Raw genomic sequence first — 24,066 nt, forward strand, 5'->3', positions numbered from 1 at the left:
CCACCGAGATCGACACCCTCGACGGCCAGCTCCAGCCCATGGTCGAGCGAGTCCGGCCCGACCTGCTCGCCGTTCACGGCGTCGGCGTGGAGACCGCCGCGCAGCTCCTCGCCGTCTGCGGCGACAACCCCGACCGGCTGACCAGCGAAGCGGCCTTCGCGTCCCTGTGCGGCGTCTCGCCCGTCCCGGCCTCCAGCGGCCGCACCACTCGTCACCGCCTCAACCGCGGCGGCGACCGGCAAGCCAACCGCGCCCTGTACACCATCACACTCGTCCGTATGAGCCACGACCCGAACACCCGCGCCTACGTCAAACGACGCACCAAGGAAGGCCTCTCCAAACGAGAGATCATCCGCTGCCTCAAGCGATACATCGCACGCCAGCTCTACCGGATACTGACCCACCCGAAAACCCAGCCCAGCACACGAAAAGATCTTGCTCCAGCCGCTTGACAGGACATAGGAGCATCAGCCCTTTGATTACCCTCGGGCTCCGCCCGCCCCCGCCATGCCACGAAGCCGAGCGAGCGCCCTCGGCCAACGCCGGTCGCGATCGCGCCCGTTCGAGGGTACAAGTCCTGATCACACGCGAACTTGATGAACACGAAACATTTCAGAGAAGTTTGTCCACGTTAAGCCTGGCAGACACCGACTTAAGCGGTTAATTGGCACGAAATGTTTCCAAATATTGTTGACACATTTCGTGCCATGTCATCAAAATGAGCGGCGGAAGACCTTCCTGCTTCACCCGGGCGCGGCGGCATCCATGCGCGACCACGATCGCCGCGACCCCCCAGACCCGCTGAACAAGGTGGTGTGGCGAGCCGGGCTCGCCACACCACACACCCCACCTGGGAGGTCGTAACCCTCGTGAATCGCCTCGTCTCGCGATACGACGCGCCTGCCGGGACCGCCACCGTCGCGGTCTTACCCGTGGGCCGGGCCGGTCAGGACGGCCACCGGGCGGAGACCAGTGACACCCCGATGGCGTGCGCGATCGCCGCGGAGCTGTCCCGCAACTTCCCGCTCGTCGTGCTGCCGCCGGTGACCATCTTCGGCCGGCACGACGGGCCGGGGACGATCTCGCGAACCCTCTCCGCGCTGCTCAGCGGCATCTATTCGTCGGTAGCGCGAGGCGAGATCACGGCGCTGGTGATGGTGAGCGCCGACGCCGACCAGCGCGCGCTGGCCGACGTCGTCCAGGAGGCGAACGCGGGCGGCATGCGGCTGGCGCTGTTCCCCACCGGCGACGACTGGGCCGCCGCGCACCGGTCGGCCCCCCAGGAGACCACCGAGAAGGCCCTGGTCGGCAGGTTCCGCGCCGTGATGACGCTGCTCAACGCGAGTCAGGCGTCGAACATCCCGGCGTACACGTCCACGAACAGCTCCCTGCCCTTGATGCCGGCGGCCGTCTCGGCGCCGAAGACGCCCTGGCCGGGGAGCTGACCGGCGCCGCCCTCGGGGCCCAGCGGCACGATGACCATGGGCGGCACCTGCTGGTAGGCGGCCTGCTCCCCCGCTCCGGTGATCTCGCTGCGGATGTTGCCCGCCACCAGGTCGGCCTGCGCGTTGGCCGAGCCCACGGTGTCGCGGTCGGCGTCGGCGATGTCGCCGATGGCGTACACGCGGTCCAGGCCACCGGCCCGCAGGAACTTGTCGACGCGGACGTAGCCGCGCCTGTTCCGCGCCCCGGCCAGCGCGCCGGTCAGGTAGCCGGTCCGCGGGACGACGCCGAAGCAGCGGAACCAGATGTCGGCGGTGAGCTCGTCGCCCGCCTGGGTGGTGATCGCGATCGAGGCGGGGGTGGCGGGCGCCGCGGCCGGCAGCTCGGTCAGCGGGCTGCCGAGCTTGAGCTCGATGCCCAGCTGGTCGAGCTGGGCGCGCAGCTCGTCGCGGAGCTCCTGCTCGAACGGGCCCGGCATGACGTCGGGGGCGACGTCGGCGATGGTGACGTGCTTGGCGGGGAAGAACGCCTTGATCTCGCCGGCGAGTTCGAGACCGGCGGGTCCCGCGCCGACCACGAGCACGCGCTCGGCGCCGCGCAGGGCCTCGTGCGCGTCCCGGATCCTGGCCCGGGTCTGCTCCGCGTCCGGCACGTCGCTCTTGGCCGGGAACGGGTAGGACGAGCCGGTCGCCAGGACCAGGTAGTCGGGTTCGAGCCGCCCGCCCGAGGCGAGCGTGACCTGCCGCCCGTCCACGGCCACGGCCTGGTCGCGGACGAAGCGCCCGTGCTTCAGCAGCCGGTCGAGGGGCAGGAAGATCCGGTCCAGCCAGTCCGGCTCGACCAGGGTGCGCCAGGACGCGGCGTTGTGCATGAACGTGTCGGAGGGGTCGACGAGCGTCACGTCGGCGATGTCGTCCAGCGCCTTGGCGAGCTTGAACCCGGCATATCCACCACCGAGCACGACGACGCTCGGGCGGGTCTCAGAGTTGTCGATCATCTATCCATCCTCACTCGCAATTGAGATGTGGCGATGAGGATACTAGCAACTAGTAAAAAGCTAGCGACTCCGAGGGTGGGTTAGTATGGACCCATGCCCAAGCTGCCTTCGAGCACCGCGGTCAGCGAGTGTGTTCGTGGCGATGCCGCCCTGACGCGTGCGTTCACCCTGCTCGGGAAGCGGTGGAGCGGCATCGTGCTCGGCAGCCTGCGCAGCGGCCCCGCCGGATTCCGGGAGCTCTCCCGCGCGATCGCCGGCGTGAGCGACTCGGTGCTCTCCGACCGCCTGTCCGAACTGGCCGAGGCGGGTCTCATCACCCGCACCGTCGACGAGGGACCCCCGGTCACGGTTTCGTACGCGCTGACCATGAGCGGTCTGGCCCTCATGCCCGCCCTCGACCAGATCTCCCGGTGGGCCCAGGAGCACCTCCCGGCCTAAGTCACCTGGACGCGCCGCGCGGGCTGATCGACGGGACGATCGGGAACCACCAGACGTGCGGGTAGACGGGTGTGGTCTGGTGGTCCCAGTTCCCGACCAGGTCGGTGTAGCGGGCCGACCTGATCAGGAGGTTGTCGTGCGAGCCCAGCTGGGCGGACGTGCCGTCCAGCAGGAGGACGCGGTCGGCGCGGCGGGCCGAGCTGATCCGGTGCGCGATCACGATCAGCGTGCGGCCGGTGGCGGCGAAGGCCTCCTCCGCCCGGGCTTCGGCGGCGGCGTCGAGGTGGCAGGTCGCCTCGTCCAGGACGATCACCTTGGCGGGCGAGAGGTAGACGCGGGCGAGCGAGATGTGCTGGCGTTCCCCGGCGGACAGGGCAGGTCCGCCGACGCCGAGCCGCGCTGAATAGCCGCCGAGGCGTTTCACCAGCTCCCCCATGCCGAGCGCGGCCACGGCCCGGTCGAGCTCGGGCCGCGTGGTGTCCGGGCTCAGGTAGATGAGGTTCTCGTGCAGGGAGCCGGAGAAGACGTACGCCTCCTGCGGGATCAGGGCGACCTCGGCGACGCGCACGTGGGTGACGGGCACCCCGCCGAGCCGTACCTCCCCGGACTGCGGGGTGGCGAGGCCGGCGAGCAGCATGGCGAGGGTGGATTTGCCGGTCCCGCTGGGGCCGACGACGGCCAGGTGGCGGCCGGCGGGGATGCGCAGGGTCAGGTCGTCGATCACCGGGTCCGCCTTCGGGCCGTACGCGAAGGTCAGGCCCGTCACGGTCAGGTCGTAGGAGACGGGGCGGATGTCACGGCGGGGCGCGGTGACGTCGGAAGGCGCGCTCGTTTCGGCGATCCGGTGGAGGAGCACGCCCAACTGGCGGCCCCAGGAGGCGATGGTTCCGGTGAGGGAGCGCAGCGCGGGGTCCAGGGTGCTGACCAGGTAGGTGGTCGCGCCGACGAGCTCGCCGGGGGTCATCCGGCCGGGCCGCAGCAGCCAGGGCGAGAGCAGCAGGATCAGGAGCACCGGCACGCCCCCGCCCAGCGCCATGATCAGGGTGCGCAGCGAGGAGGTCCTGGCCAGGACCAGGCGGGCGCGGGCCTCCGTGCGCAGGGCTCGGTCGGCCGTCTCGCGGGCGGTGTCGACGGCGCCGCCCGCCACCACGTCGCGCAGGCCGTCGAAGATGTCGGTGGCCACCCGGGTCACCCGCTCGCCCGCGAGGATCATCTCCCGCTGGCGGGCGGCCAGCGCGCGGGTCAGCCAGGCGAACAGCCCGAGGCTCAGCAGGACCAGCGGCGTGACGATGGCCGCCACGATGGGCGCGAGGGCGAAGAGCCCCACCAGGGCCAGGACCATCGACGCGAGCGTCGGCCGGAAGGTGCGCAGCAGCGCGGCGACCAGGTTGCGCACGGTTTCGGCCTGCCGCCCCAGGCGGGACACCACGGAACCGTCGGCGCCCTCCTCGCCGTCCACGGCCCGGCGTAACGCCGCCTCGACCACGGTGCGGACGAGCGCGTCGCGGATCGGCTCGACGATGCGGGCCAGCCACGGGAAGGTGTTGCGGGTCGCCAGCGACTGCAGCACCATCGCCAGCCCGAGCGCGCCCAGCCAGGCCAGGCCGATCCCCGGGCGCCCGGCCAGGAAACCCTGGTCCAGCGCGGCGGCCACGGCCAGGCCGGAGAACAGCGCGGGCAGCGACTCCAGCACCGACCAGGCGCCCAGGAAGGCCAGCGCCCGCCGCCGCTGGGCCAGCTCCCGGGTGAGCAGCCGCCACCCGGCCTTGCTCACGGTCTTCATGCCGGTTCCCTGGTCAGATCGTCCGTCGTGGCGAACAGCGCGCGGTAGTCGGGGTCCTGGTTGAGGCGGTCGTGCGGGCCGACGGCCCGCACCCGCCCCTGCTCGATCCAGACGACCAGGTCGGCGCGGGCGGCGGTGCCGGCGCGGTGGGCGACCAGAATTCTGGTACGGCCCGCGAGCAGCCCGGCCAGCGTCGCGCTCACCTCGGCTTCGGTGGCGGTGTCCAGGCTGGAGGTGGCGTCGTCGAGGATCAGCACGCGGCGTTCCCCGGTCACGGCCCTGGCCAGGCCGAGCCGCTGGACTTCACCGCCGGACAGCGGCGCCTGGTCCAGCGGGGTGTCGTACCCCTGGGGCAGCCGCCGGATGAACCCGTCGGCCGAGGCCAGGACCGCCGCCAGTTCGACCAGTTCGCGGCTGATGTCCCCGCTGCCGTAGGCGATCGTGTCGTGCACGGTCTCGCCGAGCAGCGCGGGCCGCTCGAAGGCGTAGGCGACCGCGCGGCGCAGCTGGTCGGGCCGCAGGTCGGCGACCGGCGCGCCGTCCAGCAGGACCTGGCCGTGGTCGGGGGCGATGAGGCCGCCGGCGAGGGCCGCGAGCGTGGACTTCCCGGCTCCGGACCTGCCGACGATGGCGACGGCGAGCCCTGCGGGGATGTCCAGGTCGAGCCCGTCCAGCACGACGTCCTCGTCGGCGCGCACGGTCACCCCGCGGAAGGCGAGCGCGCCGGGGCCGTCCGGGAGCGGCAGGGTTCCCCCGGGGCCGTCCGGCAGCACCAGCACCTCCGCCAGCCGGGCCGTTCCCGCGCGTACGTGCGCGTAGCCCATCAACGTGTCCACCACATTGAGCAAACCCAACGCGATCCCGACATATCCGGCCACCGCGATCCAGGAACCGGCGGTGATCCGCCCGTCGGCCACGCCCACCCCGGCGACGGCCAGCACGGTGACCTCCACGAGCGGAGCCAGCAGCATCACCTTCCACACCGTGCGCCGCTGGGCGTCCCAGGTCGCCAGACCGGCGGCGCTCAGCTCCGGCAGCGGCTCCAGCACCCGCTCCACCTCGCGGTCCAGCGTCCCGCTCGCCCGGATCGTCCGGGCGCCGGACATCGCCTCCACCAGCCGCGCCGACAGCGAGCCCTGCAGTTCCTGGTAGCGCGTCAGCAGCTCGGTCGCCTCCGACATGAACCGCCGGATGATCACGGCCGCCACCGGCACGGACACGACGAAGGACAGCGCGAGCGTCCAGTCGATCAGCACCAGCGCCACCAGGCCGCCGACGGCGGCCACCACCGCGTCGGCGATCGAGAGCACGGTCGCCACCAGCCCGGACGCCTCGGAGGTCCCGGACACCAGCCGGCTGCTCAGGTCGCCCGCGGGAAACCTGCGCTGGCTGGGCACGCCCGCCCTGAGCACGCGCTGGACCAGTCCCCGGCGCAGCGACAGCTCCACGGCGGTCGCCCCCGCGGTGCTCGCCCAGGTGTCCAGCATCTCGGTCAGCAGCGCCGTACCGAGCAGGACGCCCAGCCAGACCAGCGCGGGGGCGAGCCCGGAACCGGCCAGGGCGGCGTCGACCGCCGCGGCCAGCGCGGCGGGCAGGAGCAGGACCGTCGCGGTGCCCGCCACGCTGGACAGCACCAGCGCGGCGGTCCACCCCGGCGCACGCCGCACCGAGAAGAGCAGCAGGCGCGCGGGTGTGTCCACCTCCCGGGAGAGGAGCACACCATTGTCGCTGGACATTCCGGCCTCTCGATCAGTGAATATGGAGTGGACCGCGCGGGCCCACTCCACGAATTCTCGTTAAACCTCTATTTTGGTGGCGGCCACGCACGTCTTGAGGACGCACGAAACCAGGCCGCAGCTGAGCTCGCACATGCGCAGCCCTTTTTGCTCCGCCGGAAGGAGTTCCAGCGCGTTGACGTCTACGGTCATTGAGGGACTCCTTTGTCATCGCGATGACGCGGGGCGGGCCCGGTGGCCCGCCCCGCGCCGAGATCACACCTTCTTGGTGATGTCGCAGGTGACGTTGCATGTCGCGTCCCCGCAGGTGATGCCACATGTGATCAGCCAACCGCACATCCTGAGCTCCACGGCCTCGACCGGGAGAAGCTCAAGCGCGCCGATGTCGACAGACATATTTTTACCCCCCTTTCACATTCAATTTTCGAAGAGAACGAGCCCCGAATTCTCGTTCTATTCGGTCCAGACGGTCTTGGTGCACGTGCTCGTGCAGCTGACCTTCGGGAAACAGGTCCACAGGCACGAAATAAGAGTGCTGCACGGACGCAGCCCTTCGGCCTCGGCCGGCATGAGTTCCAGAGCGCGGATGTCGAATTCCATGTCGAATTTCACCTCCTTTCATTTCGTCGGACGGCCGCCGCGGGCGGGATCGCCCGCGCGGAGTTCACGGCGCCAGGAGAAAACGCACGAGCCGGTCGATCAGCTCGGGTCCCTGTTCGCCGTAGGTCGGATCGTGGCCGCCGGTCGGCGGTTCCACGTAGTCGAGTTCGCGGCCCGCCCGCAGCAGGCAGTCCCGCAGCAGCCGGGACTGGCCGACCGGGATCACCTCGTCGTTCCGGCCGTGGACGACCATCAGCCGGGCGGTGATGCGGGGCGCGAGCAGGGTCAGGTCGCGCGGGCCGAGCGCGTCGTCGATGACCTCGCGCCCGCCCAGCCGCTCGATCAGCGCCTGTACGGCGGGTGAACCCTCCTGGTAGAGGCTCGGCCCCGACACGAACGGCGCGACCGCGACGCAGCGGGACCACAGCCAGGGGTCGGCGGCGGCGGCCAGCAGGCCCAGGAAGGCGCCGTAGCTGGTGCCGTGCAGCATCAGCGTGCGACCTTCGGCGGCCAGCAGACGCCCGAGATGCCGGATGTCGTCGAGGTCAGGCCCGCCCCACGCGCCCTGCAGCGCCTGCTGATGCTCCTGGCCGTAGCCGGTGCTGCCCCGGTAGTTGGGGGCGACGACGGCGATCCCGGCCGCCGCCAGCCGCTGCGGGAGCGGGTCGAAGTTCAGCTGGGCCGCCGCCTCCGGGCCGCCGTGCAGGGAGATCACCAGGTGCCGGGCGCGCCGCCAGTCGCCGTACACGACCGCCTCGATCGGGCCCGCGGGCCCGGCGAACTCGTGGACCTCGGCGTCGGCCCAGTCGCCCTCGCCGTCGGCGGACAGCTCCCAGGAGCCGGTCGCGGGGTCGACGGTGGCGATGCCGCCGGGCTGGGCCGGCGCGGAGAACGGGAAGCGCAGGCCGCCCGGGCCCCAGGCGCTGACGTTGTGGATGATGCCGGGCGGCGTGGCGACGGGGCGGATCCGCTCCTCGCCGGGGGTGTAGACGACCAGATGCGAGCGGGTGCCGCGATCCACCCGGAGCGCGAAGTCCTCGCCCGCGGCGGCCATCGGCGCGACCAGGCCCTCGATCGTGTCCAGGACGCCGGGGAAGGCCGGCGGCTCGCCGGGGAGCGCGTGGCCGAGCCGTAATCGGCCGTCCACGGTTCCCGCCAGGAGCAGGCGCCGCCCGCTGAGCAGCAGGTGCTGGCCCGGAGACGTCCCGGCCATGGGCTGGAAGGATCCGGAGCGGAGATCCAGCTCGATCGGCGTGGGCGCGTCCCCGTGGTGGTGGGTGAGGCCGAGCAGGCAGGCGCCGAGCCGGTGCCCGCCGGTCACGACGCCGGGGAGCTCGGCCACCTTCTCCAGGTCCCCGTCCAGCACCCGCCAGATCGCCGTGTCCCCGTCGCCGGTGCGGGCGAAGGCCAGCGCCAGCTCCTGTCCGCCCGGGCTGGCGACCAGCCGTACCGCCGGGCTGGGGATGGTGACCAGCGGGCGTTCGCCGGACGGGGTCGCCAGCACCAGCCGGTGGAACCCCGGGCCCGGCCGGGTCAGGACGACCCCGCCGTCCGGGCGGCAGAGCAGCTGGGTCCAGGTGCTCTCGCCCTGGCTAGTGGGGAGCGCCCGGCGCTCGGCCCCCGCCGGGGTGAAGCGCCACGACTCCACGTTCAGCCGGCCGTCGTCCCCGCCGGTCAGGCAGGCGGCGTGGCTCGCGTCCCCGGCGAAGGCGAAGCTGATGCGCGCGGTGGCGGCCATCACGGCGCTCCCACCGGCGTGCGGGCCAGCAGCTCGTCGAGCATCCACCACCGGGGCCCGCCGTGGCGGAGCCGGAGCAGGAACGCCACCGCGCCGCCCAGGCCGGTGTTGTAGCCAGGGGTGATCTCGGTGCCGGATTCGTCCGGAACCACCAGGAGGCCGTCGCGCAGGGTGTTCCTGGCGTACATGGCGGTCGCGAGACCGGCGGCCCAGTCGCGGTACCGCTCCTGGCCGGTGAAGTCGGCCAGGTCGAGCAGGTAGTCGCCGTCACCGGCCAGCCCGTGGCAGGCGCTCATGCCGCTGTGCCAGGCGCCCTGGCGCACCGCTTCCCCGGCCGCCTCGGCCAGGTCCAGGAACCGCTGCTCCCCGGTCACCGCCCACAGGCGGATCAGGAACGTGCCGACGCCGGAGGAGCCGCTGCACCAGTGCCGCATCCGGGTCCTGGCGTCGCCGCTCTCCTCGCCGGTGCGCCACCAGGCGGCCCCGCCTTCGACGTCCGCCTCGGCGATCAGGGTCTCGGCCGCGCGCAGGGCCGCCGCCCGGTAGTCGGCGCGGCCGGTGACCAGCGAGGCGTACAGCAGGAACGTGCCCGCGCCGGCCACGCCGTGGGCGAAGCCGTAGTGCACGAGCCCGGCCAGGTCGGAGTCGAACGTCGCCGGGATCGGCCAGACGGTGTGGCCGTCGGCGCGCTCCCGCGCGGAGTGCAGGACGCTGTCGGCGGCGGTGAGGAACCGGTCCCGCCATTCGGGTTCGCCGGTGGCCAGCCACAGGTGCGCCTGGAGCATGCCCGCGCCGGAGGCGCCGTGGCAGATGTCGTGGTTGGGCCACTCGACCGGGACCCGCCTGGCCATCTCGGCCGCCTGGGCGGCCATCTCGTCGTCGCCGAGGAAACGCGCGGCCTCGTGCAGCGCCCAGGCCGTGCCGGAGCGGCCGAAATACAGTCCGGGCAGCACAATGGGGGTATCGAAGAGCCGCTGCTGTACCCAGCCGGCGACGGCCGCGACGCCGTCGCGGAGCCGGTCGCCGCCGAGGGTGCGCGCGCTCTGGGTGAGCACCTGCAGGACCCCGCCCGCGCCGTGCTGCACATTGCACGGGTCGGCCTTCGAGCCGAAGTCCCCGGCGGGCCAGAGCCGGTGGGAGTCCAGGGCCATCGTGCCCAGGATGTGGTCGAGCCCGTCGGTGATGAGCCGGTCCGGCGCGACGGGCGGCGCGGGCTCGCCGGGGTGGCCGGGCGGCGCGGCCAGGAAGTCGCGGGCCTGGTCCAGGCTCCACCGCTCGTCGGGGTCGTCCTTCATCAGGCCCAGCACCAGCGGGGCGAGGCGCCGCAGGGCCGGCATGTCCGCGCCGAGCAGGCTGACGAACTCGGCGACCCGGTCCTGCTGGGGGCGGTCGGCGGGCTGGTCGGCGGGGAGCAGCGGGTCCACCGCGGTGATCAGATGGATGAGCGTCGCGCCCAGGCCGTACAGGTCCGACCGCTGCGAGGGCGAGCGGCCGAGCCGGGGCGCGGCCTCCTGCTCCGGCGCGCCGAACCCCGGCGTGTACGCCTTGACCACCAGCGACCCGACGGGAACCGCGAGCTCCAGGTCGATCAGGCGCAGCGTGCCCTTCGGCGTGACCATCAGGTTGTTCGGGTTGAAGTCCCGCAGCACCAGGCCCTGCGCGTGCACCCCCGCCATGATCTCCACGAGCTGGGCGGCCAGGTCCAGGGCCTCCTCCAGCGGCGCGCCCGCGCCCTGCCACATCCCCACCCGCTCCGACGTCCAGCCGCGCAGCGTGACGCCGGGCACGAGCTCCTGGGCCAGGAACATGTTGTCCTGGTAGGTCAGCAGGGCCACCTTGGCGGGCGTGCAGCCGAGCGGGGCGAGCCGGTCGAGCATGTCCGCCTCGTGGCGGAGCGTGTCCCGCGCGTCGGTTCCGGTCAGCAGGCCCATCACGTGCGGCCGGGCCTGCTTGAGGATGACCTCGGCGCCGGTGGTCTGGTCGACGGCCCGGTAGACGCCGCCCCGGTAGGAGTGCCTGATGGCCTCGCGCACCACGAAGCGGTCGCCGATCATGACCGCCGACGGCGTGCCGGGCGTGGGCTCGGGTTCCGGCAGCGGCGACTCGGCCCACGGCGGCGGGCTGTACCAGGCCTGCCGCTCGTCCTTGCGCCGCTCGCCGTCCGGGCTGACGAGCATCGACTCGTACGTGCCGTCGTTGGTGAGCACCGGCTTGGCGTTGAAGACGCCGAAGCGGTAGTGCACGAGGCTGCCGGGCCGCAGCCGCCGGTCGGAAAGGATCACCGGTCCCGGCAGGCCGTCGGTCACCCGGTCCAGCTCGGCCGCGAGGCGGCGGAACTGCTCGCCGTCGGCGGGGTAGGCGGTGATGAACTTGCCGCCGCTGCCCCGGTCGATGTTGCTGGAGATCAGGTCGGCGAGCTGGTCCAGGCCCCGGGCGAACTTGAACATGCAGCCGTCCCTGACCAGGACCTCGGCGGCGCGGGCCAGCACGATCGGGGCCGACAGCTGGGTGGCCGACACGTGCAGCTTCCAGCCCTGCTCCAGCCGGATCTCCGCCGGCGGGGTCAGCATGCACCAGAAGTCGCCAGGCTCGACCTGCCACGCCTCGGTCGTCTCCCTGGCCAGCACAGACCTGGCGATATCCACCAGGAGCCGCGAGTCGGCTCCTCCCCCATCAGCACGCACGTGATCGTCCTCCAACGCCCCCGGCCGAAGCATCTCTTCGGTTCCGTGATGTACGGCGTTCCATGGAGTTCCGTGACGTTCCACGACCGGCCACGCCGCCGGAGATCAGGCTGGCGGGCAGGCGGGTGCGGATACGTGTGCGCGCAGGTCAGGACGGAGGCCGCCGCCACGCAGCAGCCGTTACCATATCGTGATATTAGAGCAGCTTGGCCGGGGTGATGGGCAGGTCGCGGACGCGCCGGCCGGTCGCGTGGTAGACGGCGTTGGCGACCGCGGCGGCGGTGCCGACGATGCCGATCTCGCCGATGCCCTTGGTGCCCATCGGGTTCAGCTCGCCGTCGGCCTCGTCGAACCAGACGGCCTCGACGTGCTCGATGTCGGCGTTGACCGGCAGGTGGTACTGGGCCAGGTCGTGGTTGGTGAAGCCGCCGAACTCCAGGTCGACGACGCTCTGCTCCATCAGCGCCATGCCGATCCCCATGATCATGCCGCCGACGAACTGGGATCTGGCCAGCGTCGCGTCCACGATGCGCCCGGCGGCGAACACGCCGAGCATCCTGGACACCCGCACTTCGCCTGTGTCGGCGTCCACGCGCACCTCGGCGAACTGCGCCCCGAAGGCGTGCCTGGCCAGTTCGGCGTCGGCGTTGACGGCCTCGGTGGTGTCGGCGAAGCCCTGCTTGCCGTCGCGCAGCAGGTCCTGGCAGGCCATGGTGACGGCCGTGCCCCAGGAAGCCGTGCCCATGGAGCCGCCGGCGACCGGGGCGTATGGCAGGTCGCTGTCGCCGAGCTCGACGCGTACCAGGCCGGGGTCGACGTGGAGGGTGTCGGCGGCGATGCGGGTGAGCGCGGTACGGGAGCCGGTGCCGATGTCGGCGGCGGCGATGCGGACGACGAACCCGCCGTTCTCGACCGCGGCGCTGGCCTGGGAGGGGCGCCGCCTGGCCGGATAGGTGGAGGAGGCGACGCCGGTGCCGACCAGCCAGCGCCCCCGGCGGCGGACCCCTGGGGCCGGGTCGCGGTCGCGCCAGCCGAACCGCTCCGCGCCCTCGCGCAGGCAGGCGACCAGGTTGCGGGAGCTGAACGGCAGGCCGCTGTCCGGTTCGGTGTCCGGATCGTTGCGTACGCGCAGCTCCACCGGGTCGACGCCGACGGCGACGGCCAGCTCGTCCATGGCCGACTCCAGGGCGAACATGCCGGGGCACCCGCCGGGCGCCCGCATGATGGAAGGGGTGGCCGTGTCGAGCCGTACCAGGCGGTGGGCGGTGCGCAGCGCGGGCGCGGCGTACATGACGCGGGTCGCGGTGGCGGTCTGCTCGGCGAACTCCACCAGCGTGGAGCTCTGCTCGGCGACCTCGTGTTCGAGCGCGGCGATGCGGCCCGCGGCGTCGGCGCCGACCCGGATGCGCTGGATGGTCGGGGTGCGGTAGCCGGTGACGTCGAACATCTGCTGCCGGGTCAGCGCGACCTTGACCGGGCGGCCCGCCGCCCGCGCGGCGAGGGCGGCCAGGACGGAGTTCGGCCTGGGGCTGCCCTTGGACCCGAAACCGCCGCCCACGTGCCTGGACACCACCCGGACCCGCTCGCGGGGCAGGCCCAGCGCCTGGGCGATCATGTCCCGGCCGAGGGAGACGCCCTGGGAGGAGTCGTAGAGCGTCAGGTCGCCGTCGCCGTTCCACAGGGCGAGCGTGGCGTGCGGCTCCATCGGATTGTTGTGCATGGTCGGGGTCGTGTAGGTCACGTCGATGGTGACCTGCGCCCCCGCGAGACCCGCCGCCACGTCGCCCTTCTCGGTGTCGGTCGGGAAGTCGGGGTTGACCTTGTCCGGCTTGTACAGGCCGCGGTGGTCGGCGCGCAGCATCACGTCGTGGGCCTCGGGCTCGTACGCCACCCGGACCGCGCGGGCGGCGGCACGGGCGTCGTCGTAGCTGTCGGCCACGACGGCGGCGACGATCTGCCCCCGGTAGGCGACCTCCCGGCGCTGGAACAGCGCCAGCTCCGGCTCGGCGTCCGCGCCCAGCTCCGGCGGCTCCTCACAGGACAGCACGGCCAGCACCCCGGGCATCGCCAGGGCCGCCGAGGCGTCGACACCGGCGATACGGCCGCGGGCGATCTCAGCCTGGACCGGGTAGCAGTAGGCGACGCCCTCGACCGGATACTCGGCCGCGTAGGTGGCACGGCCGGTGACCTTGTCATGCCCCTCGACGCGATTCACGGCGCCAGCTCCAGCAGGGTACGGACGATCAGGTTGCGCGCCAGCGGCACCTTGTACGCGTTCCGCGGCAGCGGCACGGCCTCCGCCATCTCGGCCTCGGCGGCCCGCACGAAGGCGTCCTCCCCCGCGCGGGAACCGCGCAGCGCCTGCTCGGCGTGGAACGCCCGCCACGGCACGTGCGCGACGCCGCCGAGCGCGATCCTGCAGTCGGCCACGGTCCCGTCCGCGCCGACGTCCAGGACGGCGGCGATGGACACCAGCGCGAACGCGAACGAGGCGCGCTCGCGCACCTTGCGGTAGTGGGAGGCGCCGGGCGGCGGGGCGGGCAGGGCCACCGCGGTGATCAGCTCGCCCGGCTCCAGCCGGGTGTCACGGTGCGGCTCGTCGCCGGGCAGCCGGTGCAGCCCCGGCATCGCCAGGACCCGGTCGCCGCCGGGCCCGGTGATGTGCACGCGGGCGTCCAGCGCGGCCAGGGCCACGGCCATGTCGGACGGATGCGTGGCCACGCACGCGCGGGAGTGGCCGAGCACGGCGAGGTTGGCGTGATCGCCGCCGATGGCCGGGCAGCCGGATCCCGGCTGCCTCTTGTTGCACGGCTTCGAGACATCCTGGAAGTACGGGCAGCGCGTGCGCTGCAGCAGGTTACCGGCGACGGTCGCCATGTTGCGCACCTGCCCGGACGCCCCCGCCAGCACCGCCCGCGCCAGCACCGGATAACGCTCGCGCACCAGCGGATGCGCCGCCAGCTCGCTGTTGCGCACCGCCGCGCCGATCCGCAGCCCGTCGCCGTCCGGCTCGACGCCCCCGAGCGGCAACCGGCTCACGTCCACCAGCGCGCCCGGCTCGGCCACGCCGAGCCGCATGAGGTCGACCAGGTTCGTCCCGCCGCCGAGATACATCGCGCCCGGCCGGAATCTCGCCACCGCGTCGGCCGGGTCGGCGGCCCTGGCGTACTCGAACGCCTTCACGCGCCCACCTCCGCTATCGCGGTCACGATGTTCGGATAGGCGCCGCACCGGCACAGGTTGCCGCTCATCCGCTCCCGGATCTCCTCGGCCGTCAGCTCCGGCTCCCCCGCGAGCTCCTCGGTGACGGCGCTCGGCCCGCCCTCGGCCAGCATCCCGACGGCCGAGCAGAGCTGGCCCGGTGTGCAGTAGCCACACTGGAAGGCGTCGTGCTCGATGAAGGCCGCCTGCAGCGGATGCAACCGCTCACCACTGGCCAGCCCCTCGACGGTGGTGATCTCCGCGCCTTCCTGAGCGACCGCCAAGGCCAGGCAGGCCAGGACCCGCCGCCCGTCGATCAGCACCGTGCAGGCGCCGCACTGGCCGTGATCGCAGCCCTTCTTCGAGCCGGTCAGCCCCAGCCGCTCGCGCAGCAGGTCGAGCAACGAGACACGCGGGTCCACGTCGACCGGCCGCCGTACGCCGTTCACCTGCAGGGTGATCTCCATGACGGCACGCCTACCCGAGGCCCTGACACCCCAACCCGCCCACCGGCCACCCTGCCGAACCCTTTGTCAGATCTTCGCCCAGCCCGCCCTCTGGGGCCGGACGATCGACGACGAACGCTACGCCGTCATCGCCACCGTCTGATCACTCAGCTACCCGAGGCTCCGGAGTCGGCCGGCTGGCGGTCTGCATGCGGGAGGCGCAGGACGAATCGGGCGCCGCGTGAGGAGTCCTCGATTTCCAGTGTTCCGCCGTGGCCGTGGGCGATGTCGCGGGAGATGGGCAGGCCCAGGCCGCTGCCGCTGGAGTCGCGGCGGCGGCCGTCGGCCAGGCGGACGAACCGCTCGAAGACGCGGTCGCGGTCGGCGGGGGCGATCCCGGCGCCGTCGTCGCACACCGCCACGACGGCCTGGTCGCCGGTCGAACTCACGAACACCTGGACGCCGGTCTCGGCGTGGCGGCGGGCGTTGGCGACGAGGTTGCCGAGCACCCGGATGAGCTGGATCCGCGACCCGCAGACCCAGACGCCGGGTTCGGCCCGGACGGTGACCGGCATGCCCTCGGTGTGGGTCGCCTCCTGGGTCACCAGGGCGCCCAGGTCGAGCCGGTCGCGGGGCGCGGGGTCGTCGGCCTGCAGGTGGGCCAGGACCAGCAGGTCGCCGACGATGGCCTCCAGGCGGTCGGTCACCGACAGCGCCGAACGCACGGTGCCGAGCTGGTCCACCTCGTCGGGGTGGGCCAGGGTGTCCTCCAGTTCGGCGCGCAGGGCGGCGATCGGGTTGCGCAGCTCGTGCGCGGTCGTGGAGGCGAAGCGCCGCTGCTGGGTGACCGCCTCGTCCAGCCGGTCCAGGGTCTGGTTGGCGGTGCGGACGAGCATCGCGATCTCGTCGTTGCCGTCCGGCACCGGAACCCGCAGGCTCAGGTCGCTGACGGTGATCTGCGCGAGCTGGGTCCGGACCGCCGCGACCGGTCGCAGCGTCTGCCCCATCCTGGTCCAGGAGGTCCAGCCGATCAGGCCCACCAGGAGGAGCCCGGCCGCGCCGAGGGCGTACTCCAGAAGGTATCCGCGCAGGTAGGGAGGGAGTTCGAGGCCCGCGGACACGACCGGGGCGTCCGGTTCCGCGGTGGTGCGGATCGCCACCAGGGCGACGCTCGCGTCGCGGAGCCGCTCAACGCGGTCCTCCGGCGAGGGCCGTACCTGGGGCAGCGTGGGCCGCTCCCGTGCCGCCGTGCTGGCGGCCAGGATCCGCCCGTCCGCGTCCACCGACTGAATGAGATCGACGTTCCCCGAGGCCGGAATCGGGTCGGGCAGCGGGCTGATGCGCGCCGCCGCCGCCCACTGGCCGGCCACTTCCTCAGCCCGGTCCAGCATCTGATTCTCGCTGGTGCTGCGGACCGCCATGGAGGTGGTGACTCCCAGCAGCGTCAGGACGAGCAGGCTCAGCATGATCGCGGCCAAGGTCGTCCGAGTGCGGATCGATTGCAGGTCGGGCATCGTGTTCGTCTTCCCAAGAGGATGCCTGGGAGCCATCCCCTCAACTCAAGATTCGGACATTGCGTAACAAAGCGACAACAAAGGGACTGCCAGGAATGTTCCCCTGACCCCTCAAGCAATGGTCGGGAGCGTCAGGATGGACAATCAACGGGCGAGGACCCGGTGCTCCTGGGGGCTGACCCCGCGGACTCGTTTGAAGGCGGTGCTCAGCGCGAACGCGCTGCCGTACCCGACCTTCGCGGCCACCGCGCCGACCGTGGCCTCGCCCTCCCTGAGCAGGTCGGCGGCGAGGGTCAACCGCCATTCCGCCAGGTACGCCATGGGCGACTGCCCCACCAGCGGCGTGAACGACCGGGCCAGCGCGGCGCGGGAGACGCCCACCGCGGCGGCCAGCGAGGCCACCGTCCACGGGCGGGCCGGTTCCGCGTGCAGCAGGCGCAGGGCCCGGCCCACCACCGGATCGCTCATCGCCTGGAACCACAGGGGCGCGTCGGAGCGGGCGAACCAGCCGCGCAGGGTCGTGATGAGCAGCAGGTCGAGCAGGCGGTCGAGGACCGCCTCCTGGCCGGGGCCGTCCTTGACGATCTCCCGTTCCAGCAGGCGCACCAGGGCGGCGTCGCCGTCGGAGGCGACCAGCATGGGCGGCAGCGCCCGCAGCAACCGGCCGCTCACCTCGGAACGCGGCTCGTAGCTGCCGATCAGCATCATGAACGGGCCGTCCACGGCGTTTCCCCAGCTCCGCACGCCCAGCCCCATCGCCTGCGAGAGGTCGGCGCCGTCCGGGGTCTCGCAGCGGTTGCCGGGGTTCACCACGACCTGGGGCTCCGTGGCCGGATCGTCGGCGAACGTGTACGGCTCCGGCCCCCGGGTGATGACGACATCGCCCGCGCTGAGCCGTACGGGCCGGGAACCGTCGCGCAGCACCCACGCGTCGCCGCGGACGACGGCGACCAGCGCCAGCGGGGCCTCGTCCTGCACCCGCACCGCCCACGGCGGCCGCATCACCGCCCGCAGCACGAAGGCGTCGCGAGCCCGTGGACCATCGAGCAGACCATGAAGCGCATCCATGGAGACGATTAAACATGAGCTTGAGCGTTATGACCATTCTTTGTCTCATGCTTTGAGCACTTCAATGAAGGCATGAGAAACCTCACCGTGATCGGCGGCAACGGCAAGACCGGCCGCAGAGTGATCCAGCGACTCACCGCCCGCGCCATCCCCGTCCGCTCCGTCTCCAGGACGAGCCCGGTGCCCTTCGACTGGGCCACCCCCGCCACCTGGGCTCCGGCGGTGCGCGGCAGCGACGCCCTTTACATCACCTACCACCCCGATCTGGCCTTCCCCGGCGCCGCCGAGGCCATCCGCGGCGTCGCCGACGCCGCCGTCGCCGAAGGGGTACGCCGCCTGGTGCTGCTCTCCGGGCGCGGCGAGGAGGAGGCCGTCGTCTCCGAGCAGGGCGTGATCGAGTCGGGGGCCGAATGGACCGTCGTGCGGGGCAGCTGGTTCAACCAGAACTTCAGCGAGGGCGCGCTGGCCGAGCCCGTCCAGGCCGGCGTGATCGCCCTGCCGGCCGGCGACCAGGTCGAACCGTTCCTGGACGCCGAGGACATCGCCGACGTGGTCGTCAAGGTCCTCACCGAGGACGGCCACCACGGGCGCGCCTACGACCTGACCGGGCCTCGCCCGCTCAGCATCGCCGACGTGGCCGCCGAGATCTCCCAGGCCGCCGGCCGCGAGGTCCGTTACATCCCGGTCTCCCCCGAGGAATACTCCGCCACGCTGATCGGCTACGGCATGCCCAAGGAGGAGGCCGAGCTGCTCACCGCCCTCTTCACCAAGATCCTCGACGGCCGCAACGCCCGCCCCACGACCACCGTCCAGGACCTCCTGGGCCGCCCGGCCCGCGATTTCACCACCTTCGCCCGCGAGGCCTTCTGAATCGCACCTCAGTCGGCCCAGAGCGCCGGGTCGAGCCGCTGGAGGCGGGCGGGGTCGGCGAGCACGTCGATGGCGGCGATCCGGCCGTTCCTGACGGTGAAGCCCATGACCGAGACCGGCCGGTCGCGCGGCACCACGATGACGCCGGCGGCCGCGTTGACGAGCACCGGCCGCACGGCCGGGCCGAGCCGCCCGAAGGCCAGCGCCCGCAGCCGGGGCCGATGCTCCTCAAACCGCTTGGCCAGTTCCTCCATCGGTCACATTCTCCCGCCGCGGCGGGTCATATCAGCAGTTACCCGACATCGGACAAAACATGAGGTCGAGCTATGACTGCTCCAATTCTGGTCACCGGCGGCACCGGCACGCTCGGGAGGCTGGTCGTCGCGCGGCTGCGGGACGCCGGCCGTGACGTACGCGTGCTCAGCCGCGGCCACCACGAAACCGCCGACGGCATCGAGTTCGTCACCGGCGACCTGGCCACCGGCGAGGGGATCGAAGCCGCGGTGGCCGGGTCCGCGACCATCGTGCACTGCGCGGGCAGCTCCAAGGGCGACGAGACCAAGGCCCGCAATCTGGTACGGGCCGCAACCCGCGCGGGGACGGAACACCTGGTGTACATCTCGGTCGTCGGCGCGGACCGCGTCCCGATGGCCGGCCGGGCCGACCGCGCCATGTTCGGCTACTTCGGCTCCAAGCTGGCCGCCGAACGGGTCGTGGCCGACTCCGGCCTGCCGTTCACGACGCTGCGCGCCACCCAATTCCACGACCTGATCCTGATGGTGGCGCGGCAGCTGGCGAAGCTGCCCGTGATCCCGTCCCCGGCCGGTTTCCGGTTCCAGCCGGTCGACACCGCCGAGGTGGCGGCCAGGCTCACCGAACTCGCCCTCGGCAAGCCGGCCGGCCTGGTGCCGGACCTGGGCGGACCGCGCGTGTACCCCATGGCCGACCTGCTCCGCGGCTATCTGCGGGCCACGCACCGGCGCCGCCCCATCGTGCCGCTCCCGCTGCCCGGCCAGGCCGCCCGCGCGGTCCGGGCCGGCGCCATCCTGGCATCCGGCCCGGCCGCGGGCCACCGGACCTGGGAGGACTTCCTGGCCGAACGGGTCGGCGCGGCGGATCAGGTGCCCAGGTAGGGCATCACGGAGTGAGCCGGTGCAGGTCGCGGGGGAAGAGCGTGACCTGGCGTATGTTCGGCACGTCGAGGAGGCGGGCCAGGAAGCGTTCCAGGCCGAAGGCGAAGCCGCCGTGCGGGGGCATGCCGTACCGCATGGCGTCGAGGTATCCGGCGTATGCGGACAGGTCGGTTTCGCCGCGTTCGGTCAGGGTGCGCACGTAGTCGGCGTGGCGGTGCAGGCGCTGGCCGCCGCTGACCAGTTCGAGGCCGCGGAAGATCAGGTCGATGGCGCGGGAGTAGCCGGGCCGCGCCGGGTCCGGGTGGGTGTAGAAGGCGCGGTGCGCGGTCGGGTAGCCCTCGACGAACACGAAGTCCGAGCCGTGCTCGCGCAGGGCCCATTCGCCGATCCAGCGTTCATGGGCGGGGGCGAGGTCGGGCTCGGCGGTCACGTCCTCGCCGGTCGCCTTGCTGATCATTTCGAGTACGTCGGCGAAGTGCACCACCACGGGTTTCTCCGTCAGCGCGGGCATGGTCACGTCCAGAAGCTCCAGTGCGGGCCCGGCCTTCGCCTGGATGCCGGCCAGCATGCCCGCGACCGTCGCGTGGCAGGCGGCGATCACGTCGCGGTGGTCCTCGATGAACCCCATCTCGGCGTCGAGGGAGGTGTAGGACGCGAGGTGGCGCGCGGTGTCGCTCGGCTCGGCCCGGAAGACGGGACCGACTTCGTAGACCCGCTCGAAGACGCCCACCATGATCTGCTTGTACAGCTGGGGGGACTGCGCCAGGTACGCCGGACGGCCGAAGTAGTCGAGCTTGAAGACGTTGGCGCCGCTCTCGGTCGCCGTACCCACGATCTTCGGGGTGTGGATCTCGACGAACGACATCGCCTCCAGCGCCGCGCGGAAGCCGCCGACCGCGGCCGCGCCGATCCGGTGCACGGCGGCGAGCTTCGGGTGGCGCAGGGCGACCGGCGCGTGGTCGAGCACCGTGGGCAGGCTCGCGCGCAGGTCGGGCCGGTAGAGGTCGAACGGGACCGGCTCGGCGGGGTCGGTCAGCGGTTCGAGCACCGGCGCGGTGATCTCGACGCCGCCGGGCGCGGACGGCTGGACGGTGACCGTGCCGGTGACGGCGATCGCCGTCTCCTCCGGCAGGGCCTCCAGCTGGGCGCGTACGGATTCCTCCGACACGACGATCTGGGTCAGCCCCGCGGCGTCGCGCAGGATCAGGAAGGCGACCGACTTCAACAGCCGGCGACGATGAATCCAGCCCGCGACATGCACGGTCTCACCGGCGTGCGCGGACAGCTGGCTGGACAGGATGCGTTGCATGGTGTGGCCTCCTCTGGTTCGCAACGCGTCCCCTGAGAGGCGTGGGCGAGCGGGATCCTCGCGGTGCCACCACACCTTCGCCACACCGCCGACTCGCGCGGCGCGGCCTCGACCAAACCCGTGACGTGGGCGATTCGGCGAGGCTCTACTAGGCCGGCAGGCCGTTCTTCCTCGCAGCTCAGGAGGGTCTTCACACCCCGGCCGGAGTCCGCCTTCCCAGCTGCCGGCGGCTCTCTCCAACTCCGGTGATCGAAGCGCTACTCGGCTCCGTCATCGCTGTTGCCCGTCACTTTACCGCGCGGCGCCGAACCTCCTGAACCACGGCGCCCGGAGATTCGTTTCAAGGGCATGCTGAGACGCCTGGCGATCGTGTTCGCCCTGCTCACGGGAGTGCTCGTCGTCGAGCCTGGTACGGCTTTCGCCTGCTCATGCGCCGCCCCTCCCCCAACGGAACTGGTGAACTCAGCCGACTCGGTGTTCCGTGGTGTGATCACCACGCGGACGTCCAGCGACGACCCGCTCGACAACGAGCCCGTGACCTTCACCTTCTCCGTCGGCGCGGTCTACAAGGGTGAGGCCACAGAGCAGCTCCGGGTGAGGTCCCACCCGCAGTCGGCCACCTGCGGGGCGGATTTCGAAGTCGGCAAGCAGTACCTGGTATTCGCGATCTCAGGCTCAACCGATTGGGTCCCGCCCATCGAGAATGTGCCGCTTTACACACATCTATGCGCAGGAAACCGGCCAATCCTCGGCGCACCGGACGCCACATTGGTCCCGGCGAACATCGGCCCGGGAATGGACACACGCCCGGCAAGCGAGCTCATCTCCGCGCTGGGAACCCCATCCACACCGGCGAAGACCACCACGATCTCCCCCAGCCCAGCGGCCGCCCCCACCCGCGAAACGGCCGGACCGTCACCCTGGTGGCTACTCGCCCTGCTCCCCCTGGGCGCCGCCACCTGGCTACTCCTCCGCCGCCGCCCGCACTCCTGACTCAACCGATCACCCGTGTGGTCCACTCGCGCTCGTCCATGCCCAGCAGGGTGGCGCGCCTCAACAACGCCTCGGGACCCCCGATCGCCGCGAGCGACTCCGGCATCTTCCCCTCGACCGTGACGCACAGCTCCAGCCCGGCCTCAGCCATGCAGGATCCGCGCGGTGACACCGTCCGGCTGCCCTCGGGGCTGACCACGAGGGTGACCCGTCCGCCGTCCGCCGCGTAGAAGATCATCAGCTCCCAGGCGCCGTCTCCCTGCATCGCCGGCCGCCAGAAGTGCACCTCGGTGATCTCGAAGTCGGCTGGCACGCTGCTGATGTGAAGCGGCAGCGGCACCGGTCTCGTCCCCACGGTCACGTCCGCCGCGATGCGCAGCATGGTGGGCCGCGGATCGGCTTCCGGCATGTCGTACGCGTGCAACTCGGCCCACCGCCCATCGGGGACCTGCCAGCGCAGGTAGGCGTCGCCCCCGTTGACCGGGTCGGCCGGGTCCGCGGTGATCCAGTACGCGCGCCGGCCGTTCACCGGCTGGGCGGACAGGGCAGTATGCCCGCTCTCGACGGGCGGTTCGTCGTCGGGGGCGTACATGCTGAGGATGAGGCGCATGCCGGGGCCGCCTGCCATGACCTGGTCACCGTGTGCTCCCACTACATAGCTGACCCCGGCCACCGTATCCGGCAGCCACCCGAACGAGGCATACGCCACCAGCGGGTCGGTCCCCTCGGATACGGTCGCGACGGTCACCCGCTCCGGCCCGCCGGACACCACCGTCCACCCGACCGCCAGGGTCCCGGACACCACCAGCGCGCTGAGCAGCCCTCCGATCCTGCGCCGCCACAACCGCCGCCGTCCCACCTCCCGCGCCCGGGCGATGTCCACCCGCATCGGCGGCGCGGGCGACCGCGCCAGCTCGCGCAACTCGGCGCCCAGCCCGTTTTCGTTCGTCGTCATGGCTGGCCCTCCTCGGAGAATGAATCGGCGTATCCGTGCAGAAGGCGGCGGAGGTGGCCGATCCCGCGGGCGGTCTGGCTTTTGACGTTGCCCTGCGAGCATCCGAGCGTCCGGGCGGTCTCCTGGACCGTCAGATCGCAGTAGTAGCGGAGCACCAGGGTGGCCCGCTGCCGCGGCGGCAGCGCGGCCAGTGCCGTGCGCAGGTCGAGCACGCTGTCCAGATCGTCCTCGGCGCCGGGTGTCTCCTCGCCACCGTCGAACAGGGGCATCCTCCTGCCCCAGGGCGACCGCCGCTCGGCCAGATACACGTTGACCAGGACCGTCCGGACATATCCATCCATGTTCTCGGCCGCGCGGACACGAGGCCAGTGGACGTAGAGCCTGGTGATCGTGGTCTGCACCAGGTCGTCCGCGTGATGCCAGTCCCCGCAGAGCAGGTAGGCGACCTTCCTCAGCCACCACGCCTTGCCCGACACGTAGTCGGTGAACTCGGCGTCACGCGCGGAAACACCGGTCATTCGCGTACTGCCCCCTCCGTCCCTTCTCTGATGCTCGGGAGCGCTTGGAGGTTGCACGGTAGACGAGCTTCAGCGCCGCGGTCAGTGCCAGACGCCGACGATCACGCAGATGACCAGGAGCTTTATCAGCCAGTCACCGGCGTGGGCCGCCGCCGATCGCTAGGGCACGGCCTCCCAGAGCACCGACCCGGATAGCAGCACGAGCGGGAATCCGGTCCAGATGACCAAACCGAGCAGCAGGCCGCCGCTCCAGGAATCGATTCCGATCTTCGCTGAGAGGCCAGCGAGGACCAGGGCGAGGACGAGTGTCCGTACCGGTTCGAAGAGGATTTTCCACGGCTGGGGCGGCGGGGCCGTGGACTGGGACGGGACCAGGGCGTACCAGACCGAGCTGATCACGAACCCGGCCGCCACCGAGACGGCGATCGCCCAGAAGTTGAGTTCCGGCATCTGGTTCTCCTTTTGTTCTTTGCCGGAGACGTCGCAGCCGATCTGCCGATTTCGACATGGTTTGGAGCGATATGATCACAGCTGACTTCGTTCGACGTAGGAGATTCCCGTGGCTGATGACAAACCCCGTGAGCCGGATGCGGTGAAGATCGACTCCACGGTGCCGCATTCGGCCCGGGTCTGGAACTAC

General features: G+C 71.9%; 25 protein-coding genes. 7 read left to right on the top strand and 18 right to left on the bottom strand.

Annotation, left to right across the window (positions count from 1 at the left end; translation table 11 throughout):
* Both Amac_RS32890 and Amac_RS32895 read left to right on the top strand, forming a co-directional pair.
* Positions 1-452 (top strand): transposase (locus tag Amac_RS32890; protein WP_155358321.1); only part of this gene is annotated, 452 nt, incomplete at its 5' end.
* Between the two features lie 417 nt (positions 453-869).
* The gene (locus Amac_RS32895; RefSeq protein ID WP_170322781.1) at positions 870-1,445 is read left to right on the top strand and encodes a creatininase family protein; all 576 of its coding nucleotides are present in this window, start codon (positions 870-872) and stop codon (positions 1,443-1,445) included.
* Here the strand turns inward: Amac_RS32895 and Amac_RS32900 are convergent.
* On the bottom strand, positions 1,346-2,440 hold the full coding sequence (locus Amac_RS32900; protein ID WP_155358323.1) for an NAD(P)/FAD-dependent oxidoreductase: 1,095 nt from the start codon (positions 2,438-2,440) through the stop codon (positions 1,346-1,348). The two genes, Amac_RS32895 and Amac_RS32900, sit on opposite strands and share 100 nt — an antisense overlap.
* Before the next feature lie 93 nt (positions 2,441-2,533).
* Between Amac_RS32900 and Amac_RS32905 the strand changes: the two genes are divergently transcribed.
* The gene (locus tag Amac_RS32905) at positions 2,534-2,878 is read left to right on the top strand and encodes a winged helix-turn-helix transcriptional regulator (RefSeq protein WP_155358324.1); all 345 of its coding nucleotides are present in this window, start codon (positions 2,534-2,536) and stop codon (positions 2,876-2,878) included.
* Position 2,879: 1 nt separating this feature from the next.
* Here Amac_RS32905 and Amac_RS32910 read toward each other — a convergent pair whose 3' ends face one another.
* The 10 genes from Amac_RS32910 to Amac_RS32950 all read right to left on the bottom strand — a co-directional run bounded on the left by Amac_RS32910 (position 2,880) and on the right by Amac_RS32950 (position 15,087).
* A complete protein-coding gene (locus Amac_RS32910) occupies positions 2,880-4,661 on the bottom strand; it encodes an ABC transporter ATP-binding protein (protein ID WP_155358325.1) in 1,782 nt (593 codons plus the stop codon).
* Positions 4,658-6,397 carry an ABC transporter ATP-binding protein gene (locus Amac_RS32915; RefSeq protein ID WP_155358326.1) on the bottom strand — a complete coding sequence of 580 codons (1,740 nt, stop codon included), beginning with the start codon at positions 6,395-6,397 and terminating at the stop codon, positions 4,658-4,660. The genes Amac_RS32910 and Amac_RS32915 overlap by 4 nt, the downstream gene beginning before the upstream one ends.
* A 60-nt stretch (positions 6,398-6,457) precedes the next feature.
* Positions 6,458-6,589, bottom strand: a complete 132-nt coding sequence (locus tag Amac_RS55435; protein WP_218041434.1) for an ALQxL family class IV lanthipeptide — start codon at positions 6,587-6,589, stop codon at positions 6,458-6,460.
* A 63-nt stretch (positions 6,590-6,652) separates the two neighbouring features.
* A complete protein-coding gene (locus Amac_RS32920; protein WP_155358327.1) occupies positions 6,653-6,793 on the bottom strand; it encodes a hypothetical protein in 141 nt (46 codons plus the stop codon).
* A gap of 57 nt (positions 6,794-6,850) precedes the next feature.
* A complete protein-coding gene (locus Amac_RS32925) occupies positions 6,851-6,997 on the bottom strand; it encodes a hypothetical protein (RefSeq protein ID WP_155358328.1) in 147 nt (48 codons plus the stop codon).
* 64 nt (positions 6,998-7,061) lie between these two features.
* On the bottom strand, positions 7,062-8,735 hold the full coding sequence (locus Amac_RS32930) for a S9 family peptidase (protein ID WP_155358329.1): 1,674 nt from the start codon (positions 8,733-8,735) through the stop codon (positions 7,062-7,064).
* The gene (lanL, locus tag Amac_RS32935) at positions 8,735-11,419 is read right to left on the bottom strand and encodes a class IV lanthionine synthetase LanL (RefSeq protein WP_155358330.1); all 2,685 of its coding nucleotides are present in this window, start codon (positions 11,417-11,419) and stop codon (positions 8,735-8,737) included. The genes Amac_RS32930 and lanL overlap by 1 nt, the downstream gene beginning before the upstream one ends.
* Positions 11,420-11,615: 196 nt before the next feature.
* Positions 11,616-13,634, bottom strand: coding sequence for a xanthine dehydrogenase family protein molybdopterin-binding subunit (locus Amac_RS32940; RefSeq protein ID WP_155358331.1), 2,019 nt, complete (start codon positions 13,632-13,634; stop codon positions 11,616-11,618).
* Positions 13,631-14,602, bottom strand: a complete 972-nt coding sequence (locus Amac_RS32945) for an FAD binding domain-containing protein (RefSeq protein ID WP_155358332.1) — start codon at positions 14,600-14,602, stop codon at positions 13,631-13,633. Before Amac_RS32945 ends, Amac_RS32940 begins: the two co-directional genes overlap by 4 nt.
* Positions 14,599-15,087 carry a 2Fe-2S iron-sulfur cluster-binding protein gene (locus Amac_RS32950; RefSeq protein ID WP_155358333.1) on the bottom strand — a complete coding sequence of 163 codons (489 nt, stop codon included), beginning with the start codon at positions 15,085-15,087 and terminating at the stop codon, positions 14,599-14,601. The genes Amac_RS32945 and Amac_RS32950 overlap by 4 nt, the downstream gene beginning before the upstream one ends.
* Here Amac_RS32950 and Amac_RS32955 point away from each other — a divergent pair.
* The gene (locus tag Amac_RS32955; RefSeq protein ID WP_155358334.1) at positions 15,086-15,229 is read left to right on the top strand and encodes a hypothetical protein; all 144 of its coding nucleotides are present in this window, start codon (positions 15,086-15,088) and stop codon (positions 15,227-15,229) included. The two genes, Amac_RS32950 and Amac_RS32955, sit on opposite strands and share 2 nt — an antisense overlap.
* A 4-nt stretch (positions 15,230-15,233) precedes the next feature.
* On the opposite strand, the gene Amac_RS32960 is transcribed toward Amac_RS32955, so the two are convergent.
* Together Amac_RS32960 and Amac_RS32965 are read right to left on the bottom strand one after the other, a co-directional pair.
* Positions 15,234-16,580, bottom strand: a complete 1,347-nt coding sequence (locus Amac_RS32960; RefSeq protein ID WP_170322782.1) for a sensor histidine kinase — start codon at positions 16,578-16,580, stop codon at positions 15,234-15,236.
* 144 nt (positions 16,581-16,724) lie between these two features.
* Entirely contained in the window at positions 16,725-17,648 is a 924-nt protein-coding gene (locus Amac_RS32965) for an AraC family transcriptional regulator (protein WP_155358336.1), read from the bottom strand.
* Between the two features lie 72 nt (positions 17,649-17,720).
* Between Amac_RS32965 and Amac_RS32970 the strand changes: the two genes are divergently transcribed.
* Positions 17,721-18,518 (top strand): NAD(P)H-binding protein, encoded by a 798-nt coding sequence (locus tag Amac_RS32970; protein WP_155358337.1) that lies wholly within the window; start codon positions 17,721-17,723, stop codon positions 18,516-18,518.
* 8 nt (positions 18,519-18,526) lie between these two features.
* Here Amac_RS32970 and Amac_RS32975 read toward each other — a convergent pair whose 3' ends face one another.
* Positions 18,527-18,772: a hypothetical protein gene (locus tag Amac_RS32975; RefSeq protein WP_174900247.1), complete on the bottom strand. Its 246-nt coding sequence runs from the start codon at positions 18,770-18,772 to the stop codon at positions 18,527-18,529.
* Between the two features lie 72 nt (positions 18,773-18,844).
* Here Amac_RS32975 and Amac_RS32980 point away from each other — a divergent pair, with 72 nt between their 5' ends.
* A complete protein-coding gene (locus Amac_RS32980; protein WP_155358338.1) occupies positions 18,845-19,651 on the top strand; it encodes an SDR family oxidoreductase in 807 nt (268 codons plus the stop codon).
* Positions 19,652-19,655: 4 nt separating this feature from the next.
* Here the strand turns inward: Amac_RS32980 and aspS are convergent, their stop codons facing one another.
* Complete coding sequence (aspS, locus tag Amac_RS32985; RefSeq protein ID WP_155358339.1) at positions 19,656-20,960, bottom strand: aspartate--tRNA(Asn) ligase; 1,305 nt, start codon at positions 20,958-20,960, stop codon at positions 19,656-19,658.
* A gap of 348 nt (positions 20,961-21,308) precedes the next feature.
* Between aspS and Amac_RS32990 the strand changes: the two genes are divergently transcribed.
* Positions 21,309-21,953 (top strand): hypothetical protein, encoded by a 645-nt coding sequence (locus tag Amac_RS32990; protein WP_155358340.1) that lies wholly within the window; start codon positions 21,309-21,311, stop codon positions 21,951-21,953.
* A 1-nt stretch (position 21,954) separates the two neighbouring features.
* On the opposite strand, the gene Amac_RS32995 is transcribed toward Amac_RS32990, so the two are convergent.
* From Amac_RS32995 to Amac_RS33005, 3 genes are all read right to left on the bottom strand, one after another.
* Complete coding sequence (locus Amac_RS32995; RefSeq protein WP_155358341.1) at positions 21,955-22,908, bottom strand: hypothetical protein; 954 nt, start codon at positions 22,906-22,908, stop codon at positions 21,955-21,957.
* Entirely contained in the window at positions 22,905-23,426 is a 522-nt protein-coding gene (locus Amac_RS33000) for a SigE family RNA polymerase sigma factor (protein WP_155358342.1), read from the bottom strand. Before Amac_RS33000 ends, Amac_RS32995 begins: the two co-directional genes overlap by 4 nt.
* Positions 23,427-23,585: 159 nt before the next feature.
* A complete protein-coding gene (locus tag Amac_RS33005) occupies positions 23,586-23,876 on the bottom strand; it encodes a DUF1761 domain-containing protein (protein ID WP_155358343.1) in 291 nt (96 codons plus the stop codon).
* Between the last annotated feature and the right edge of the window lie 190 nt (positions 23,877-24,066).

The sequence above is a fragment of the Acrocarpospora macrocephala genome (genome assembly GCF_009687865.1).
Taxonomy (GTDB): Bacteria; Actinomycetota; Actinomycetes; order Streptosporangiales; family Streptosporangiaceae; genus Acrocarpospora; species Acrocarpospora macrocephala.

What these genes read in the sequence shown, in the direction of transcription:
- Amac_RS32955 (WP_155358334.1), top strand. Translation starts at nt 15,086, where the DNA reads ATGACGGCACGCCTACCCGAGGCCCTGACACCCCAACCCGCCCACCGG.
- Amac_RS32965 (WP_155358336.1), bottom strand. Translation starts at nt 17,648, where the DNA reads ATGGATGCGCTTCATGGTCTGCTCGATGGTCCACGGGCTCGCGACGCC.
- Amac_RS32930 (WP_155358329.1), bottom strand. Translation starts at nt 8,735, where the DNA reads ATGGCCGCCACCGCGCGCATCAGCTTCGCCTTCGCCGGGGACGCGAGC.
- Amac_RS33000 (WP_155358342.1), bottom strand. Translation starts at nt 23,426, where the DNA reads ATGACCGGTGTTTCCGCGCGTGACGCCGAGTTCACCGACTACGTGTCG.
- Amac_RS32900 (WP_155358323.1), bottom strand. Translation starts at nt 2,440, where the DNA reads ATGATCGACAACTCTGAGACCCGCCCGAGCGTCGTCGTGCTCGGTGGT.
- Amac_RS32970 (WP_155358337.1), top strand. Translation starts at nt 17,721, where the DNA reads ATGAGAAACCTCACCGTGATCGGCGGCAACGGCAAGACCGGCCGCAGA.
- Amac_RS32975 (WP_174900247.1), bottom strand. Translation starts at nt 18,772, where the DNA reads ATGGAGGAACTGGCCAAGCGGTTTGAGGAGCATCGGCCCCGGCTGCGG.
- Amac_RS32910 (WP_155358325.1), bottom strand. Translation starts at nt 4,661, where the DNA reads ATGAAGACCGTGAGCAAGGCCGGGTGGCGGCTGCTCACCCGGGAGCTG.
- Amac_RS32920 (WP_155358327.1), bottom strand. Translation starts at nt 6,793, where the DNA reads ATGTCTGTCGACATCGGCGCGCTTGAGCTTCTCCCGGTCGAGGCCGTG.
- Amac_RS32960 (WP_170322782.1), bottom strand. Translation starts at nt 16,580, where the DNA reads ATGCCCGACCTGCAATCGATCCGCACTCGGACGACCTTGGCCGCGATC.
- Amac_RS33005 (WP_155358343.1), bottom strand. Translation starts at nt 23,876, where the DNA reads ATGCCGGAACTCAACTTCTGGGCGATCGCCGTCTCGGTGGCGGCCGGG.
- Amac_RS32950 (WP_155358333.1), bottom strand. Translation starts at nt 15,087, where the DNA reads ATGGAGATCACCCTGCAGGTGAACGGCGTACGGCGGCCGGTCGACGTG.
- Amac_RS32990 (WP_155358340.1), top strand. Translation starts at nt 21,309, where the DNA reads ATGCTGAGACGCCTGGCGATCGTGTTCGCCCTGCTCACGGGAGTGCTC.
- Amac_RS32925 (WP_155358328.1), bottom strand. Translation starts at nt 6,997, where the DNA reads ATGGAATTCGACATCCGCGCTCTGGAACTCATGCCGGCCGAGGCCGAA.
- Amac_RS32915 (WP_155358326.1), bottom strand. Translation starts at nt 6,397, where the DNA reads ATGTCCAGCGACAATGGTGTGCTCCTCTCCCGGGAGGTGGACACACCC.
- aspS (WP_155358339.1), bottom strand. Translation starts at nt 20,960, where the DNA reads ATGCAACGCATCCTGTCCAGCCAGCTGTCCGCGCACGCCGGTGAGACC.
- Amac_RS32995 (WP_155358341.1), bottom strand. Translation starts at nt 22,908, where the DNA reads ATGACGACGAACGAAAACGGGCTGGGCGCCGAGTTGCGCGAGCTGGCG.
- Amac_RS32905 (WP_155358324.1), top strand. Translation starts at nt 2,534, where the DNA reads ATGCCCAAGCTGCCTTCGAGCACCGCGGTCAGCGAGTGTGTTCGTGGC.
- Amac_RS55435 (WP_218041434.1), bottom strand. Translation starts at nt 6,589, where the DNA reads ATGACCGTAGACGTCAACGCGCTGGAACTCCTTCCGGCGGAGCAAAAA.
- Amac_RS32980 (WP_155358338.1), top strand. Translation starts at nt 18,845, where the DNA reads ATGACTGCTCCAATTCTGGTCACCGGCGGCACCGGCACGCTCGGGAGG.